Source organism: Alsobacter sp. P4_H11 (assembly GCF_056400925.1).
In genome coordinates this window covers 523728-540461 of the sequence record NZ_JBFUKI010000001.1, presented here as the reverse complement: position 1 = coordinate 540461, position 16734 = coordinate 523728, and the positions used below count along the sequence as shown (strand labels likewise).

13 protein-coding genes and 1 tRNA gene are annotated in these 16734 nt (G+C 68.3%); 8 read left to right on the top strand and 6 right to left on the bottom strand.

All coding sequences use genetic code 11. The annotated features are described in order from the left end of the window. Nucleotides 1–84 precede the first annotated feature (84 nt). Nucleotides 85–1236: a ribonuclease D gene (gene rnd, locus AC1DSZ_RS02445; protein WP_476836794.1), complete on the bottom strand. Its 1152-nt coding sequence runs from the start codon at nucleotides 1234–1236 to the stop codon at nucleotides 85–87. 165 nt (nucleotides 1237–1401) lie between these two features. Between rnd and aspS the strand changes: the two genes are divergently transcribed. The 5 genes from aspS to AC1DSZ_RS02420 all read left to right on the top strand — a co-directional run bounded on the left by aspS (nucleotide 1402) and on the right by AC1DSZ_RS02420 (nucleotide 8840). Further along, nucleotides 1402–3174, top strand: coding sequence for an aspartate--tRNA ligase (aspS, locus tag AC1DSZ_RS02440; protein ID WP_476836793.1), 1773 nt, complete (start codon nucleotides 1402–1404; stop codon nucleotides 3172–3174). Between the two features lie 270 nt (nucleotides 3175–3444). After that, nucleotides 3445–4311 (top strand): glycosyltransferase family 2 protein, encoded by an 867-nt coding sequence (locus AC1DSZ_RS02435; RefSeq protein ID WP_476836792.1) that lies wholly within the window; start codon nucleotides 3445–3447, stop codon nucleotides 4309–4311. Next, complete coding sequence (locus AC1DSZ_RS02430) at nucleotides 4312–4932, top strand: CatB-related O-acetyltransferase (RefSeq protein WP_476836791.1); 621 nt, start codon at nucleotides 4312–4314, stop codon at nucleotides 4930–4932. A 133-nt stretch (nucleotides 4933–5065) separates the two neighbouring features. Further along, entirely contained in the window at nucleotides 5066–7387 is a 2322-nt protein-coding gene (locus tag AC1DSZ_RS02425) for an NADP-dependent malic enzyme (RefSeq protein ID WP_476836790.1), read from the top strand. A 103-nt stretch (nucleotides 7388–7490) separates the two neighbouring features. Beyond that, nucleotides 7491–8840: an Nramp family divalent metal transporter gene (locus AC1DSZ_RS02420; RefSeq protein ID WP_476836789.1), complete on the top strand. Its 1350-nt coding sequence runs from the start codon at nucleotides 7491–7493 to the stop codon at nucleotides 8838–8840. Between the two features lie 148 nt (nucleotides 8841–8988). On the opposite strand, the gene AC1DSZ_RS02415 is transcribed toward AC1DSZ_RS02420, so the two are convergent. The 5 genes from AC1DSZ_RS02415 to AC1DSZ_RS02395 all read right to left on the bottom strand — a co-directional run bounded on the left by AC1DSZ_RS02415 (nucleotide 8989) and on the right by AC1DSZ_RS02395 (nucleotide 13981). Continuing rightward, on the bottom strand, nucleotides 8989–9342 hold the full coding sequence (locus tag AC1DSZ_RS02415; protein ID WP_188518129.1) for a hypothetical protein: 354 nt from the start codon (nucleotides 9340–9342) through the stop codon (nucleotides 8989–8991). A gap of 57 nt (nucleotides 9343–9399) precedes the next feature. Continuing rightward, nucleotides 9400–11487 carry a molybdopterin oxidoreductase family protein gene (locus AC1DSZ_RS02410; RefSeq protein WP_476836788.1) on the bottom strand — a complete coding sequence of 696 codons (2088 nt, stop codon included), beginning with the start codon at nucleotides 11485–11487 and terminating at the stop codon, nucleotides 9400–9402. Nucleotides 11488–11520: 33 nt separating this feature from the next. Further along, nucleotides 11521–11907 (bottom strand): hypothetical protein, encoded by a 387-nt coding sequence (locus tag AC1DSZ_RS02405; protein WP_476836787.1) that lies wholly within the window; start codon nucleotides 11905–11907, stop codon nucleotides 11521–11523. Between the two features lie 85 nt (nucleotides 11908–11992). Then, the gene (gene ndk / locus AC1DSZ_RS02400) at nucleotides 11993–12415 is read right to left on the bottom strand and encodes a nucleoside-diphosphate kinase (protein WP_188518126.1); all 423 of its coding nucleotides are present in this window, start codon (nucleotides 12413–12415) and stop codon (nucleotides 11993–11995) included. Nucleotides 12416–12523: 108 nt separating this feature from the next. Continuing rightward, nucleotides 12524–13981, bottom strand: coding sequence for a multicopper oxidase family protein (locus AC1DSZ_RS02395; protein WP_476836786.1), 1458 nt, complete (start codon nucleotides 13979–13981; stop codon nucleotides 12524–12526). Nucleotides 13982–14216: 235 nt separating this feature from the next. Between AC1DSZ_RS02395 and AC1DSZ_RS02390 the strand changes: the two genes are divergently transcribed. From AC1DSZ_RS02390 to AC1DSZ_RS02380, 3 genes are all read left to right on the top strand, one after another. Beyond that, a tRNA-Leu gene (locus tag AC1DSZ_RS02390) sits at nucleotides 14217–14301 on the top strand. Nucleotides 14302–14408: 107 nt separating this feature from the next. Beyond that, nucleotides 14409–15869, top strand: a complete 1461-nt coding sequence (tig, locus tag AC1DSZ_RS02385) for a trigger factor (RefSeq protein ID WP_476836785.1) — start codon at nucleotides 14409–14411, stop codon at nucleotides 15867–15869. Between the two features lie 183 nt (nucleotides 15870–16052). Next, nucleotides 16053–16676 (top strand): ATP-dependent Clp protease proteolytic subunit, encoded by a 624-nt coding sequence (locus AC1DSZ_RS02380; RefSeq protein ID WP_188518124.1) that lies wholly within the window; start codon nucleotides 16053–16055, stop codon nucleotides 16674–16676. Nucleotides 16677–16734: the final 58 nt, after the last annotated feature.

Below are 16734 nucleotides of genomic sequence, written 5' to 3'. Positions count from 1 at the left end.
CCATGCCCCTTCGCCGAAACTCTGACGAGTTTCGGCCGGCATGGCTAATTATTGCTTAAAGATATTTTCTATCTTGCGTTCTGGTCAGACGTGCCGGGGCACGCTCACAACCTTGCCGTCGTCCATCGCAAGCGCAAGGCGGCCGTGCTTCAGCGCCAGCGCGCGCTCGCCGAACAGCTCGCGCCGCCAGCCCTGCATGGCGGGCACCTTGGCGGCGTCGTCCGACGCGATGGCTTCCAGGTCATCCACCGTGGCGACGATCTTGGCGGCCACGCCCTCCTGCTCGCAGGTCATCTTGAGCAGCACCTTGAGCAGCTCGACGGTGGCCTGGTTGAAGCTGCGCCGGCCGTTGCGCTCCAGCGGCGGCAGGGACTTGGGATCGCGGTCGAGGCCGCGCTGCACGGCCGCCACGATGTCGCCGCCAGCGCGCGAACGCTCGAAGCCGGACGGGATGGAGCGCAGGTGGCCCAGCGCCTCGGGCGTGCGCGGCGCGGCCGTGACGACGTCCATCACGGCGTCGTCCTTCAGCACGCGCGAGCGCGGCACGTCGCGGCTCTGCGCCTCGCGCTCGCGCCAGGCGGCGAGCTCGATCAGCACGCCCAGCTCCTTGGCCTTGCGGACGCGGCCGCGCAGGCGCTGCCAGGCGTCCTCGGGATGAGCCTGGTAGGTGGCCGGGGAGGTCAGGACCTCCATCTCGTTCGCGAGCCAGTGCGTGCGGCCCGATTCCTCGAGCTTCTTCACGAGCTCCAGGTAGACGTCGCGCAGATGGGTGACGTCCGAGCGCGCGTAGACGAGCTGCGCTTCGGAGAGCGGGCGCTTCGACCAGTCGGTGAAGCGCGAGGACTTGTCGATCCGCGCCTTGGCGAGGTCATGCGCCAGTTGCTCGTACGAGACGCTGTCGCCATAGCCGCACACCATGGCGGCGACCTGGGTGTCGAACAGCGGCACCGGGATGCAGCCGTCCATGTTCCACAGGATCTCGAGGTCCTGCCGGCCGGAATGCACGGCCTTCACCACCGCGGGATTGCGCATCAGCGCCAGAAACGCCGAGAGGTCGAGCTCGGGCGCGAGCGGATCCACCAGCACGACCTCGTCAGGGCTCGCGAGCTGGATGAGGCAGAGCTTCGGGTAATACGTCGTCTCGCGCATGAATTCCGTGTCGAAGGTGACGAACGGATGCTTGGCGAGACGCGCGCAGGCGGATTCGAGAGCTTCAGTGGTGGTGATCAAAGGCATGGCTGGCCCTGTTAGCGCACCCCGGGCCGAGGCGCCAGTGCAGGACGGGCGCTCGCCTTGACAAAGGCGGGGGGCTATGGGTTTTTCCGCCTCACAATTCCGGGTCGCGACCCGGCTTCAGTTCTTGCGCCGGCCCCCGTGGCCCACGCCGATCAGGACAGTCCCATGCACCGCTATCGCTCCCACACCTGCGGCGCGCTCCGGGAGAGCGACGTCGGCGCCGAGGTTCGCCTCTCCGGCTGGTGCCATCGCATTCGCGACCATGGCGGGCTGCTCTTCATCGACCTGCGCGACCATTACGGCATGACGCAGTGCGTGGTGGATCCCGATTCGCCGGCCTTCAAGGACGCCGTGCGGCTGCGCGCCGAGTGGGTGGTGCGCGTCGACGGCAAGTGCCGCAAGCGCCCTGAGGGCACCGACAATGCCGAGCTGCCGACCGGCGCGGTGGAGATCTTCGTCACCGAGATTGAGGTGCTGGGCCCCTCGGCCGAGCTGCCCCTGCAGGTGTTCGGCGACCAGCCCTATCCGGAAGAGACGCGGCTCAAGTACCGCTTCCTGGACCTGCGCCGGCAGGGCCTGCACGACAACATCATGACCCGCGGCGCGGTGATCGATTCGCTGCGGACCCGCATGAAGCGCCAGGGCTTCAACGAGTTTCAGACGCCGATCCTGACGGCGTCGTCGCCGGAGGGCGCGCGCGACTTCCTGGTGCCGTCGCGGCTGCATCCGGGCCAGTTCTACGCGCTGCCGCAGGCGCCGCAGCAGTACAAGCAGCTCCTGATGATGGCGGGCTTCGACCGCTACTTCCAGATCGCGCCCTGCTTCCGCGACGAGGACCCGCGCGCCGACCGCCTGCCGGGCGAGTTCTACCAGCTCGACCTCGAGATGAGCTTCGTCACCCAGGACGACGTGTTCGCGGCCGTGGAGCCGGTGGTCGGCGGCGTGTTCGAGGAGTTCGGCAAGGGCAAGCGCGTGACGCCGGCTCCCTGGCCGCGCATTCCCTACGCGGACGCGATGCGCAAATACGGCTCCGACAAGCCGGACCTGCGCAACCCGCTGGAGATGCAGGACGTGTCCGAGCATTTCCGCGGCTCCAACTTCAAGGTCTTCGCGCGCATGCTCGAGGACCCGAAGAACCGCGTCTGGGCAATCCCGGGCCCGGGCGGCGGCAGCCGCGCCTTCTGCGACCGCATGAACTCATGGGCGCAAGGCGAGGGCCAGCCGGGGCTGGGCTACGTGATGTGGCGGGAAGGCGCCGGCGCGGGCCCGATCGCCAACAATATCGGCCCGGAACGCACCGCCGCGGTCGCGGCGCAGCTCGGCCTGAAGGACGGCGACGCGGCGTTCTTCGTGGCCGGCGACCCGGACAAGTTCGTGAAATTCGCGGGTCTCGCCCGCAACAAGGTCGGGTTCGACCTCAACCTCGTTGACGAGAACCAGTTCGCGCTGGCGTGGATTGTCGACTTCCCGATGTTCGAGTGGAACGAGGACGAGAAGAAGGTCGACTTCTCGCACAATCCCTTCTCGATGCCGCAGGGCGGGCTGGAGGCGCTGGAGAAGCAGGACCCGGTCACCATCAAGGCGTTCCAGTACGACATCGCCTGCAACGGCTTCGAGATCGCGTCGGGCGGCATCCGCAACCACCGCCCCGAGGCGATGGTGAAGGCCTTCGAGATCGCCGGCTACGGCGAGGAGACCGTGGTGGAGCGCTTCGGCGGCATGTACCGGGCGTTCCAGTACGGCGCGCCGCCGCATGGCGGCATGGCGGCCGGCATCGACCGCATCGTGATGCTGCTCTGCGGCGCGCAGAACCTGCGCGAGGTGGCGCTGTTCCCGATGAACCAGCAGGCGCTGGACCTCCTCATGGGCGCCCCCAACGCGGCCAGCCCCAAGCAGCTGCGCGAACTGCACATTCGCCTGAACGTGCCGGAGAAGTGAAAGATCGCGCGGGTCATCATCCGTGCGCCATTCTCTCCGTCATCCCCGGCGGCGCGCAGCGCCGGGAAGGGGATCCAGGGGCGGCTGCCGCCACAGATCGGACTATCGCCGTTTTAAAGGCGCATGCGGGTCGCAGCGTAGCGCCGCGCTCCAACGCTCCGGCTGTGGCCCCTGGATCCCCTTCCCCTCCGCGGCTGCGCCGCTCCGGCCGGGGATGACGGCCAAAAGGCAGGGCGACTTCACGCGGCTGCGAGAGGGAGGGCAGCCCCTGTGACTACAGTCACCGCCGTCGTGGTCACGTTCGAGAGCGCGCGCGTGCTGCCGGCTTGCCTCGCGGCGCTGAAGCGCGAGGGCGTCGACATCATCGTGGTCGACAACGCCAGCCGCGACGGCACGCCGGAACTGGCCGAGCGGCTCGGCGCGCGGGTGATCCGCAACGCCCGCAACGAGGGCTTCGGCCGCGCCATGAACATCGGCGTGCGCGCCGCCGCGACGCCGTATTGCCTGCTCACCAATCCGGACCTCGTCTACGACGACGGCGCGGTCGCGACCCTGGTCGCCGCCGCCGAGCGCTGGCCGGATGCGGGCCTGCTCGCGCCGCGAATCATCGAGCCGGACGGGCGCTTCTTCTTCCAGGCGACGTCGCTGCTCGCGCCTTATCTCCAAAACCCCGGCGGCAGGCTCGCGCTGCCCGAGGGGGACTGCTGCACGCCGTTCCTGTCGGGCGCATCGCTGCTGGCGCGGCGCGACGCGTTTCTGGCGATCGGCGGTTTCGACGAGAACCTCTTCCTGTTCTACGAGGATGACGACCTCTGCCGCCGGCTGGCCGACGCCGGCCAAGCGCTGGTGCACGTGCACGGCGCCGTGGCGCGGCACGAGCGTGGCGGCTCCACGGCGACGAAGCGCGGGCGGGTGTTTCGCGCCCGCTGGCACATGGCGTGGTCGCGCGCCTATGTGAGCCGTAAATACCGGCTGCCCGACCCGGCGCGGGGCACGCTCGCCGTGAACCTGCCCAAAGCGGCGCTGAGCGCCCTTGTGTTCCGCCGCGCGCTCGTGGAGCGTTACGGAGGCTCGGCCGCCGGCGCGCTCGCCTGGCTGCGGGGCGAAACGGCGCTTGGGCGCGAGGGGCTGGAATGAATGCGTAAGCTCATCGCCCGCTGGTCCAATCCGCACAATCTCACGCGCATCCACCTCGAGCCGAAGGCCACGAAGCGTGGGTGGAAAATCGCGGACTACAGCTACGGCAAGATCCGGGTGCGCGACTGGGGGGAGGGGGCCGGGCTCTCCATCGGCCCGTTCTGCTCCTTCGCGGACAACATCCAGATCTTTCTGGGCGGCAATCACCGCACCGACTGGGTCACCACTTATCCGTTCTCGGGCATGCGCAGCCTGTTTCCGGAGGCGCCGGCTGACGCCGACTATCATTCCAGCCGGGGCGACGTGCGCATCGGGGCGGATGTCTGGATCGGCTCGGGCGCGACCATCCTGTCCGGCGTCACGATCGGGCACGGGGCGATCGTGGCCGCGCGGGCGGTGGTGGCCAAGGACGTGCCGCCCTACGCCATCGTGGGCGGCAACCCGGCCAAGCTGATCCGGCTGCGTTTTTCGGAGGACGAGATCGCGGCCCTGCTGCGGATGCGCTGGTGGGAGCTCGACCGGGAGGCCATCGCCAAGCTCATTCCCGCCCTGCAAAGTTCGGATGTGGCCAAAGTGGTCGCGACATGCGATGCGCTGCGCGGCGGCGCCGTGAAGATCTAGCCGCCGGAATTCCGCACGCGCGGGAACAGGTGTTCGATCTTCACGACGGCGTGACCGGCCGCTCCCGGCGCGCTAGGGTCGATTCCAAATGGGGCTGCGAAAAGCGCGGCTGACGGAAGGGAAGAGGGCGTCCATGGCCTCGAACATGTCCACCATGTCGGATGATCTGCGCTCGGGCGCTCTCGTCTACCATCGGCTGCCCAAGCCCGGGAAGCTGGAGATCCAGGCCACCAAGCCGCTCGGCAACCAGCGCGACCTCGCGCTCGCCTATTCGCCCGGCGTGGCCGCCCCCTGCGAGGCCATCGCGGCCGATCCGTCCCAGGCGGCCGAGCTCACGGCCCGCCAAAATCTCGTCGCGGTGGTCACCAACGGCACCGCGGTGCTCGGCCTCGGCGACATCGGCGCGCTCGCCTCCAAGCCCGTGATGGAGGGCAAGGCGGTCCTGTTCAAGAAGTTCGCCGGCATCGACGTGTTCGACATCGAGGTCGACGAAAAGGACGTGACGCGCCTCGTCAACGTGGTGGCGGCGCTGGAGCCCACTTTCGGCGGCATCAATCTCGAGGACATCAAGGCGCCCGAGTGCTTCGAGGTCGAGGCGCAGCTGCGCGAGCGCATGGCGATCCCGGTGTTCCACGACGACCAGCACGGCACCGCCATCATCGTGGCGGCCGCGGTCGTGAACGCGCTGGAGATCGCCGGCAAGACGCTGCCGGAGGTGAAGATCGTCACGTCCGGCGCCGGCGCGGCGGCGCTTGCCTGCCTCAACCTGCTCGTCTCGATGGGCGCGCGGCGCGAGAACATCTTCATCACCGACATCGAGGGCGTGGTCTATGAGGGCCGCCCGACGTTGATGGACCGGTGGAAATCGATCTTCGCGCAGAAGACCGACGCCCGCACGCTCGCGGAAGTGATCCCGGGCGCGGACGTATTCCTCGGCCTGTCGGCCGGCGGCGTGCTGAAGACCGCCATGGTGCAGCAGATGGCCGATAAGCCGCTGATCCTGGCGCTCGCCAACCCGAACCCGGAGATCGATCCCGGCGAGGCCAAGGCGGTTCGCCCGGACGCCATGATCTGCACCGGCCGGTCGGATTATCCCAACCAGGTCAACAACGTCCTGTGCTTCCCCTACATCTTCCGGGGCGCGCTGGACGTCGAGGCGACCACCATCAACGAGGCCATGAAGCAGGCCGCCGTGGAGGCCATCGCCAAGCTCGCCCGCGAGGCGCCGTCCGACGTGGTGGCGCGCGCCTATGGGGGCGAGGTCACCACCTTCGGGGCCGAGTCGCTGATCCCGAGCCCGTTCGACCCGCGCCTGATCCTGCGCATCGCGCCCGCGGTGGCCAAGGCCGCCATGGACAGCGGCGTCGCCAAGCGGCCGATCGAGGATTTCCGGGCCTATGAGGAGCGCCTGTCGCGCTTCGTGTTCCGCTCCGGCTTCGTGATGAAGCCGATCTTCACGGCCGCCAAGGAAGCGCCCAAGCGTGTGATCTACGCGGATGGCGAAGACGAGCGGGTGCTGCGCGCCGCGCAGGTCGCCATCGAGGAGGGGATCGCGATCCCGATCCTGGTTGGCCGCCCGGCCGTGATCGAGACGCGCTGCAAGCGCTACGGCCTCTCGTTGGCCCTCGGCACCACGGTCGAGGTCGTGAATCCCGAGGACGATCCGCGCTATCGCGACTACGTCGCCACGCTGGTGGAAGTCGGCGGCCGGCGCGGCATCACGCCCGACGCGGCGCGCACGCTGGTGCGCACCTCCACGACCGTGATCGCCAGCCTGGCGGTGGTGCGCGGCGAGGCCGACGCGATGATCTGCGGCCTGGAAGGGCGCTTCCAGTCCAAGCTGCGGCTCATCCGCGACATCGTCGGGATCGAGCCAGGCGTGAAGGGGCTCTCGGCGATGACGCTGATGATCACCTCCAAGGGCCACTATTTCCTGGCCGACACGCATGTGCGGCCGGACCCGACGGCCGAGGAGATCGCCGAGACGGCGGTGCTGTGCGCCCAGCATGTCACGCGCTTTGGCATCGAGCCCAAGATCGCGCTGGTCTGCCACGCCGATTTCGGCGAGGCCGACACGCCGTCGGCCCGCAAGATGCGCCTCGCGCTGGAGCTGATCCAGCAGCGCGCGCCTCATCTGGAGGTGGACGGCGAGATGCAGGGCGACACGGCGCTGTCGCAGGACGTGCGCGAGCGCAAGCTGCCGCAATCGCGCCTGAAGGGCGAGGCGAACATCCTGGTGTTCCCCAATCTGGACGCCGCCAATGCGGCCTATCAGTTCACCAAGATGTTGGCCGATGCGCTGCCGGTGGGTCCGATCATGATCGGCCCGGCCCGGCCGGCGCACATCCTCACCAGCTCGGTGACGGCGCGCGGCGTGGTGAACATGACCGCGCTGGCCGTCGTGGAAGCGCAGGCGCAGGCGTCCGACAAGGCGGAGGCCCTCGCCGCGCAGTGATTGTCGCAGGGCGCGCGATCGCGCGTTCTGCACTTGCCAATCATTCGCAACTGACCCATGTTCTCCCGACGGCGCCGTTTTGCGCGCCGCGGAGTTGCTTTGCATGGACCAGCGCGTTTCCGACATCGAACCCAGCCATGGCCATTGGCGCCTCGGCCGTGGCGAAGCTTCGCTTGCGGATGTGCACGCGACCGTGTCGGTGAAAAAAGGCGGCTCGTACTGGAGCCGCCTTTTCGCGTTCATGGGCCCGGGCTACCTCGTCGCGGTCGGCTACATGGACCCGGGCAACTGGGCGACCTCGCTCGCGGGCGGCTCCAAGTTCGGCTACGCGCTGCTGTTTGTGGCGCTGCTGTCGAACGTCATGGCCATCGTCCTGCAGTCGCTGGCGGCGCGGCTCGCGATCGGGTCGGGGCGGGATCTCGCGCAGGCCTGCCGGGACGCCTATCCCAAGCCCGTCGCCTTCGTGCTCTGGATCATGGCCGAGCTCGCCATCGTGGCGACGGACCTCGCCGAGGTGATCGGCACCGCGATCGGCCTCAACCTGCTGTTCGGGATCCCGCTGGAACTCGGCGTGCTGCTCACGTCCCTCGACGTGTTCCTGGTGCTCTACCTGCAGAAGCTCGGCTTCCGGGTGGTGGAGGCCTTCATCATCGGCATCCTCCTCATCATCGCGGCGTGTTTCGGGCTGCAGATCATCATGGCTAACCCGGACTGGTCGGCCGTCGTGAAGGGCTTTGCGCCCACCACGGACCTCGTCACCAACCCGGACATGCTCTACCTCGCGCTCGGCATCATCGGCGCGACCGTGATGCCGCATAATCTCTATCTGCACTCCGGCATCGTGCAGACCCGCGCCTATGGGACGGCCGTGGAGGACCGGCGCGAGGCGCTGAAATTCGCCACCATCGATTCGACCGTGGCGCTGATGTTCGCGCTGACGATCAACGCCTCGATCCTGATCCTGGCGGCCGCCGCCTTCCACACCACGGGTCGCCACGACGTGGCCGAGCTCGGCGACGCGCACACGCTGCTCAACCCGATCCTCGGCAGCGCGCTCGCGCCGACGCTGTTCGCCATCGCGCTGATCGGGTGCGGGCTGAACTCCACCGTGACGGCCACGATGGCGGGCCAGATCGTGATGGAGGGCTTTATCGCCATCCGGCTACAGCCGTGGCTGCGGCGGCTGGTGACGCGCCTCATCGCCATCGTGCCGGCCGCCGTGGTGACGATCTGGTATGGCGAGAGCGGCACCAGCAAGCTGCTGATCCTCTCGCAGGTGGCGCTGAGCCTTCAGCTGCCCTTCGCGGTGGTGCCGCTGGTGATGTTCACGGCCTCACGGCGCAAGCTCGGCGCGCTGGTCGCGCCGCGCTGGCTCACCGCGTCGGCGGCGTTGATCGCCACCGTGCTGGTGGCGCTCAACATCAAGCTGATCGTGGATTTCGTGACTGGTTAGGTCCGCTGGTTAGCCGGACCTTGCTCCCGGCCATCCCCGGCGACCTGCGCAGCAGGTCGGGAAGGGGATCCAGAGGTGAGCGCCTTCGCCCCTGGATTCACTTCCCGGCGCTACGCGCCGCCGGGGATGACGGCGTGAGGGCGTCGCCTCAGCTCGGGCGCTTGAGCTTGCAGGCGTCGAGGTTGCGGTAGCCCTTCTCGCGGCTCGAATCGTCAAAGTAGCTCTTGGCCTTGAAGAACTCGAACTCCGCCTTGGTCATCTGGTCGATGGTCTTTGTGGAGTAGCAGCTGCACGGCGAATGCACGGCCTCGCGGGTCGTGCCCTGCAGGCGCGACTGGCTGATCAGGCAGCCGTCGAACACCCAGAGCTTCGCCTCGTAGCGCGTCATCTTGGCGGTCTTGGGGTCCGGCTGCGGCTCGCCGAAGTTCGAGGACGAGGCGCCCGCCAGCGCGATCGTGGAGGCGGCGAGCGAAAACGCGACGGCGAGCAGAGCGGAGCGCATGCGGAGAATCCCCTAAGGCAGGTACGTGCGCCACCCTTCGCAGGTGAGACGCGAAAATCAAGCCTTCAACACGCGCACGTGATTGTCGTGGAACGCGGCCCCGCCAAACGGCGCCGGCGCATCCGCGCCCGTGAGGTGGTTGATGCCCTTGCCGTCCGGGTAAGCGCTGTCCGGGAAGATCGATTCGGCGATCAGCACGCCGCGCCGCACGCCCTCGAACAGCTTGGCGGCGATCAGGATGGTCCCGCGCTCGTTGTCGAGGCGCACGATCTCGCCGTCCGCGACCCCCAGCGCCTGCGCGTCCGCCGGGTGGATCATCACGGTCGGCTTCACCTCGTTGGCGCGCGAGGTTGGGGTTTCGTTGAAGCTCGTGTTCAGGAAGTTGCGCGCCGGGCTGCTGGCGAGCCGGAACGGGTAGAGTTCCGTCGCCTCCTCTATCACTGCCCAGTGGTCCGGCATGCGGGGCATCGAGTCGATCGGCCCCATGGGCCCGTCATTCGAAAACGGCACCTTGGGCCAGTCCGGCTTGAAGCGGAACTTGCCGTCCGGCCAGCTGAAGCCCCTCAGGTAATGTGCCTGCTCGAAGCTCGGCTGCGCGTCGATCCACTTGCCAGCCTCAAGGTCGGCCAGCGTGCCCCAGCCGGAGTTCCGGAGCGTCCAGTCGATGAGCTCGCGCGGGCTCATGTCGAAGCCCTCGTGCTTCGCGCCGACGCGCTCGGCGATGGCCGAGATCACGTCATGGTTGGAGCGGCACTCGCCAACCGGGTCGACCAGCTTCGGGCCGAGCATGATGTATTGGTGCCCGCCGCCCTGGTAGAGGTCGTCGTGCTCCATGAACATGGTGGCCGGGAGCACGATGTCGGCGAGCTTCGCGGTCTCGGTCATCACCTGCTCGTGCACGCAGACAAACAGGTCCTCGCGGGCGAAGCCGGCCTTCACGAACCCCTGCTCGGGCGCCACCGCGGCCGGGTTGGTGCTTTGCACCAGCAGCGCCTTCACGGGCGGGCCGCCCTTCAACGCCTCGGGGTCGCCGGTGAGGATGCGGCCGATCTTGGACTGGTCGAGCTTGCGAACAGTTGGGTCGTAGGCGTCCAGCCCCTCGATCATCGACTTGCGCCAATGGTAGATCGCGCCGTTGTTGTGGAAGGCGCCGCCGCCCTCGTGCTTCCACGCGCCCGTCACGGCCGCGATGCAGGAGGCGGCGTGCATGTTCACCGCGCCGTTGCGCTGGCGCGAGAAGCCGTAGCCGAGGCGGAAATAGGTGCGGGGCGTGCGCCCCACCAGATGCGCGAAGTTCTCGATCTCCTCCACGGACAGGCCCGTGATGGCGGCCGCCCAGGCCGGCGTCCGGCTCGCCAGATGGTCGCGCAGCTCCTCGGGCGCGTCGGTGTATTCGCGCAGGTAGTCCCAGTCCGCCATGCCGTCGCGAAACAGCACGTGCATCACCGCGCAGGCGAGGGCGCCGTCGGTGCCGGGCTTCAGGCACAGGCCCATGTCGGCCTGCTTCATGGTGGCGTTGCGGTAGACGTCGATCACCACGATCCTGGCGCCGCGTTCCTTGCGGGCCTTGATGGCGTGCGTCATCACGTTGACCTGCGTGGCCACCGCGTTGGTGCCCCAGATCACGACGCAATCGGAGACGGCCATCTCGCGCGGATCGGGCCCGGCGAGCTTGCCCGTTCCGGCGATGTATCCCGGCCAGGCAAGATTGATGCAGATAGTGGAGAAGAAGCCCGAGTAGCGCTTCACGTTGGTGAGCCGCTTGATGCCGTCGCGCATCACCAGGCCCATCGTGCCGGCGTAGTGGTAGGGCCAGACCGATTCCGCGCCGAAGTCGCGCTCGGCTTCCAGGAACTTCGCCGCCACGACGTCGAGCGCCTCGTCCCACGAGATTCGCTCGAACTGGCCGGAGCCCTTGGGGCCGACCCGGCGCAGCGGGTGGGTGACGCGGTCGGGATGGTAGACCCGCTCGGCGTAGCGGGCGACCTTGGCGCAGATCACGCCCGCCGTGTAGCGCTGCTCCGCCGAGCCATAGACGCGGCCGACTCTGGCGCCCTCGATGATCTCCACCTCCAGCGCGCAGGCGGAGGGGCAATCATGCGGGCAAACGGCGTTCTTGCGGTGGATGGACGTGGGAGCATTCATGTCGGGGGCCAGTTTCGCTGCCCGCCGAACACATCACGCAGCCCGGCGAATGTCCATGATGATGCGCCATGCCTCGTCGCGGCAGGTCGCCAGAATGGCTTGCCGGCGAACCGGCGAGAGCGCGTCGCCCTCCGTCTCGTCCAGGCGGCCCTCGACGGCCAGGAGGACGTATTCGAGCACGGCCCGGCTGGGTCGGCTGCTCCACGCCATGGCGACGGACCAGCTTCGCAGGTCCTCCAGCAACGGGCCGATTTCAGCTTCGTTGGAGCAGTCTTGGGCCGGATCGACCCATGCGAGGCGCGTCGCGAAACCTGGCGGCAAGCTTGCGGAAGGCGGCGGTGCGCGCTCGACGTCGCTCTTCAGCGGCAAGGTCGCGAAAAGCCTGCGCAGGAGAGCTTCGACGTCGGTTTTGATGAACATGGCGGAGCTCCGTCAGGAACCCCGCCATCTCCGGATCGCGTGGCGATTCGATCAACGCACCGTCAGTTGCACGGCGCGTGTCACGTCAACCGACGATTTCGTTTCCGGCGAAGAACTGCGCAATCTCGACCGCGGCCGTCTCGGGCGCGTCCGAGCCGTGCACGGAGTTCTCGCCGACCGAGTTGGCGAAGAGCTTGCGGATGGTGCCCTCGGCGGCGTTGGCCGGGTTGGTGGCGCCCATCACTTCGCGGTACTTGGCGATGGCGTTCTCGCCTTCCAGCACCTGCACGACCACCGGGGCCGAGATCATGAAGTCGACCAGTTCGCCGAAGAAGGGGCGGTCCTTGTGGACGCCGTAGAAGGTCTCGGCCTGCTGGCGGGTCATCTGGATGCGCTTCTGCGCGACGATGCGCAGGCCGGCCTTCTCGATGACGGCGTTGACCGAGCCGGTCAGGTTACGCTTGGTGGCGTCCGGCTTGATGATCGAGAAGGTGCGCTCGAGGGCCATGTGTCTCTCCAAAGTGGCTGGGGCCGCGCGCCGGTGGCGGCGGAAATCCGTGCGGTGGCGGGCTTATAGCGGCGCGGCGGCTCACCCACAAGCGTGGGGGAGGGCGCTTCAGGTCACGTCGATCCAGGCCGAGAGGCCGCTGTCGAGGCGCTCCAGGATCGTTGAGCCCAGCAGCCACCGGCCCTTGTTGTCGGCCAGGAAGGCGATGCGGGCGGTCTGGCCCTCCGGCACGATCACGGTGTCGAGCCAATAGGGCTCCCAGCCGTCGTCCAGCGGATGCAGCAGGCGGAAGCTGTGCCCGTGCAGGTGCATCACCTGCGGGAAGGGGCTCTTGTTGGCGATCGCCAGCACGACCGGCGTTCCGCGGCGCACGGATAGGAGCGGCTTGGCGGCGTTCTTCTCCGGGCCGATCGCGCCCGAGACGCCGTTGATCGTCCAGATCCGGGCCGGGTCGCCCGCATAAGCCGGCCGGCCGTCGGCGCCCAGCCTGGCGCCGCCCGCGATGGTGACGTCGGCGCGCTGCGCCTTCTGCAGCTGGATGGCGGGCGGCAGGCGCGGGTTATCGCCCAGCGGCGCCAGGGGCGGCAGCACGGGCCGGCGAAAATTGATGGGCTCGCCCTCGACCTTGATCTCCACCAGCGGGAAACCCTGGCCAATGGACGCCGCCACCGCGCCCGAGCTGCCGGCCGCGCCCGCCTCGAACACGATGTCGTAGCGGCTGCCGGGCGCGAAGGGCAGGCTGGCGCGCAGCGGCTCGAAGGTGTCGGTGGGTTGGCCATCCACGGCCGACACATAGGCCTTCAGCCCGTCGAAGCGGATTCGCATCACCCGGGCGTTGCACAGATTGGCGAGGCGCAGCCGCACCCGCGATCCCGGCGCCACGGTGATGCGCTCGGGCGCGCGCACGCCGTTGACGGTGAGCAGGTTGCCGAGCCGCCCATAGCCGGCGCGGTCCTCGACCGACCCGAAGCCATCGAGCTGGTGTTGCTCGTTGAGGCGCCAGTCATCCACGGCGCAAACGCGGTCGAGGTCGACCGGCTGGGCAGCCGGGTCCTCCACGACCACGACGCCAGAAAGGCCGCGCTCGGCCGCCTCGGCAGTGAGGCCGGGCACCAGCGGGCGATAGATGAAGGTGCCGGCGTCCGGCGGCGTGAAGGCGATGTCGGCGGTCGCGCCGGGCGGGACCGGCTCCTGCGTCAGACCGGCGACGCCGTCCATCTCGGAGGCGATCCGCATGCCGTGCCAATGAATGGAGAGCGGCTGGGGCGTGCTGTTGACCAGCTTGGCGCGAAACGGCTCGTCCTTGCGGATGCGCAGCTCGGGACCGGGCGTGCGTCCGCCGAAGCCCCACACATCCGTGGCGGCGCCCGGCTGCAGCTCGGCCACGGCGGGCTTGGCCTCCAGCAGCGTGGTCGGGAGCCCATCCGCCCGGGAGGTCGCGCTCGGGGCGGGCGCGGCCGCCTGCGCCAGCGCGGCTGTGGCGGCCAGCGGGGTCACGATGGCGGCGGCGGCGGCCTGGACGAGAGTGCGCCGTGACAAAAGCAGACCGGAAGCCGGGTCGATCATCGAAGTGTTACGCATCCTGCGGGCGGGCGCGCCCGGAGATCTTGTGCCATGGCTGCGCGTGAATCGCGAGAGAGCCTTTGGGCGAGCCCGCCGCCGCGGCGGCGCCTGCCAGCTTCAAGGCGTTCCGGGGCGGCTCCTTGGCGGGCGTTACTTTTCGCTGGCGCCCGTCGCCGCGCATGCTATAGAGCCGCACCCGTGGGGCAAATGCTCCGCGGTGGGGCGCGGTTGCCCTCATGCGGGCGTGGCGGAACTGGTAGACGCGCCGGATTTAGGTTCCGGTGACGCAAGTCGTGTGGGTTCGAGTCCCTCCGCCCGCACCAGGTCGCCGCCGAACGCGCTTCGCAGCGCGGCTGAGGATCAAACCCGGGCTCACGCCCACGCTCCGCGTTCCCTTGCTCCCTTTTCACGCTCGAAGGCACGTCACGCTATGCAGGTCACGGAAACACTGTCGGAGGGGTTGAAGCGCGAGTTCACCGTCGTACTCCCGGCGAAGGATCTCGAGGAACGCCTCACCAACGAACTCGTCGGGATGAAGGACAAGGTCCGCATCAACGGCTTCCGCCCCGGCAAGGTGCCGGTGGGCCACCTGCGCCGCGTTTATGGCCGCTCGGTGATGGCCGACGTGCTGCAGAACCTCGTCAACGAGACGAACCGCAAGATCGTCGAGGACCAGGGCCTGAAGCTGGCGCTCGAGCCGCAGATCGTCTTCCCTGAGAACAAGGAAGAGGTCGAGGCCGCCATGGAGGCCAAGGGCGACCTGTCCTACAAGGTCGCGCTGGAAGTCCTGCCGAAGTTCGAGATCGCCGACTTTTCCGGCCTCGCGGTGACCCGCGAAGTCTTCGACGTGCCCGAGAGCGAGCTCTCCGAGGCGCTCGACCGGCTCGCCCAGCAGAACCGCCAGTTCGCCACGAAGGGTGAGGGCGCGAAGGCCGAGAAGGGCGATCGCGTCATCGTCGACTTCGTCGGCTCCATCGACGGAACCGAGTTCGAGGGCGGGGCCGGCACGGACATTCCGGTCGACATCGGCTCGAACGGCTTCATCCCCGGTTTCGAGGACCAGCTGATCGGCGCCACCGCCGGCCAGCAGCTCACCATCACGGCGACGTTCCCGGCCGAATACGGCGCGCCGCAGCTCGCCGGCAAGGAAGCCTCCTTCGCGACTACCGTGAAGGACGTGCAGGCTCCCTCCGAGGTGACGATCGACGACGAGTTCGCCAAGCAGTTCGGCATGGACGACCTCGCGGCGCTGAAGACCGCGCTCGGCGAGGCCATCGCCAAGGACTACACGGCCGTGTCGCGCCGCAAGCTGAAGCGCCAGCTCCTCGACGCGCTGGACGGGCAGTACACGTTCGACCTGCCGCCCAGCCTGATGACGCAGGAGTTCGACAACATCTGGCGCCAGGTCGAGACGGACATGCAGCAGTCCGGCAAGACCTTCGCGGATGAAGAGACCACCGAGGAAGAGGCTCGCGCCGAGTACCAGAAGATCGCGGCCCGGCGCGTGCGCCTCGGCCTCGTGCTGGCCGAGATCGGCGAGAAGGCCCAGGTGCAGGTGACCGACGACGAAGTGTCGGGCGCCCTCGTGGAGCGGGCTCGCCAGTTCCCGGGCCAGGAGCGCATGGTGTGGGACTTCTACCGGAAGAACCCGCAGGCGCTGGCCGAGATCCGCGCGCCGATCTTCGAGGAGAAGGTCATCGACCACATTCTCGAGACCGCGAACGTGACCGAGAAGAAGGTCACCAAGGAAGAGCTGATGGCCGAGGACGAGGAGGGTAAGCCCTCCGCGGCGGCCGCTTCCGAGGACAAGCCCAAGAAGGCGCGCGCCGCCAAGAAGAAGGCTGACGTCGAGCCGGCGGCCGAGACGCCGGTCACTAACGCGTCCGAGTAAGTCTGCGACGCAGCGACGCTCTCCAGGCAGGCGGCCCCACGGCCGCCTGTTTCGCGTGACACGCTTCGTTCACCGGATTAGCGCGGACCCCTTTGCGAGGGCGGCGCGGATCACTATGTTCAGGTGCGTCGCCGGGCAACCGGCCACCCTCCTGTTTCCTTTCTCCATCGAAATGAGCCGGCCATGCGCGATCCGATCGAAGTCTACAACAACATGCTCGTGCCGATGGTCGTTGAGCAGTCGAACCGCGGCGAGCGGGCCTTCGACATCTACTCGCGCCTCCTGCGCGAGCGCGTGATCTTCCTGACCGGGCCGGTCGAGGACAACATGGCGTCCCTCGTGGTGGCGCAGCTGCTGTTTCTCGAGTCCGAGAACCCGAAGAAGGAAATCTCGATCTACATCAACTCGCCCGGCGGCATCGTGACCTCGGGCCTCGCCATCTACGACACGATGCAGTTCATTCGCCCGGCCGTTTCGACGCTGTGCGTCGGCCAGGCGGCCTCGATGGGCTCGCTGCTGCTGGCGGCCGGCGAGAAGGACATGCGCTTCGCGCTGCCCAACGCCCGCATCATGGTCCACCAGCCGTCCGGCGGCTACCAGGGCCAGGTCACCGACATCCTGATCCACGCCCGCGAGGTCGAGGGGCTGAAGCGCCGCCTCAACGAGATCTACGAGAAGCACACGGGCCAGGACTACAAGGCGATCGAGAGCGCGCTGGAGCGCGACAACTTCATGACCGCCGAGGGCGCGAAGGCGTTCGGCATCGTCGACCAGGTGATGGAGAAGCGTCCGGTCGATGCGGTCTGAGCGGAGCCGGCGCGGCTCCCACCTTGAGACGACGGCCTCACGGCATTGAGGCCCATCG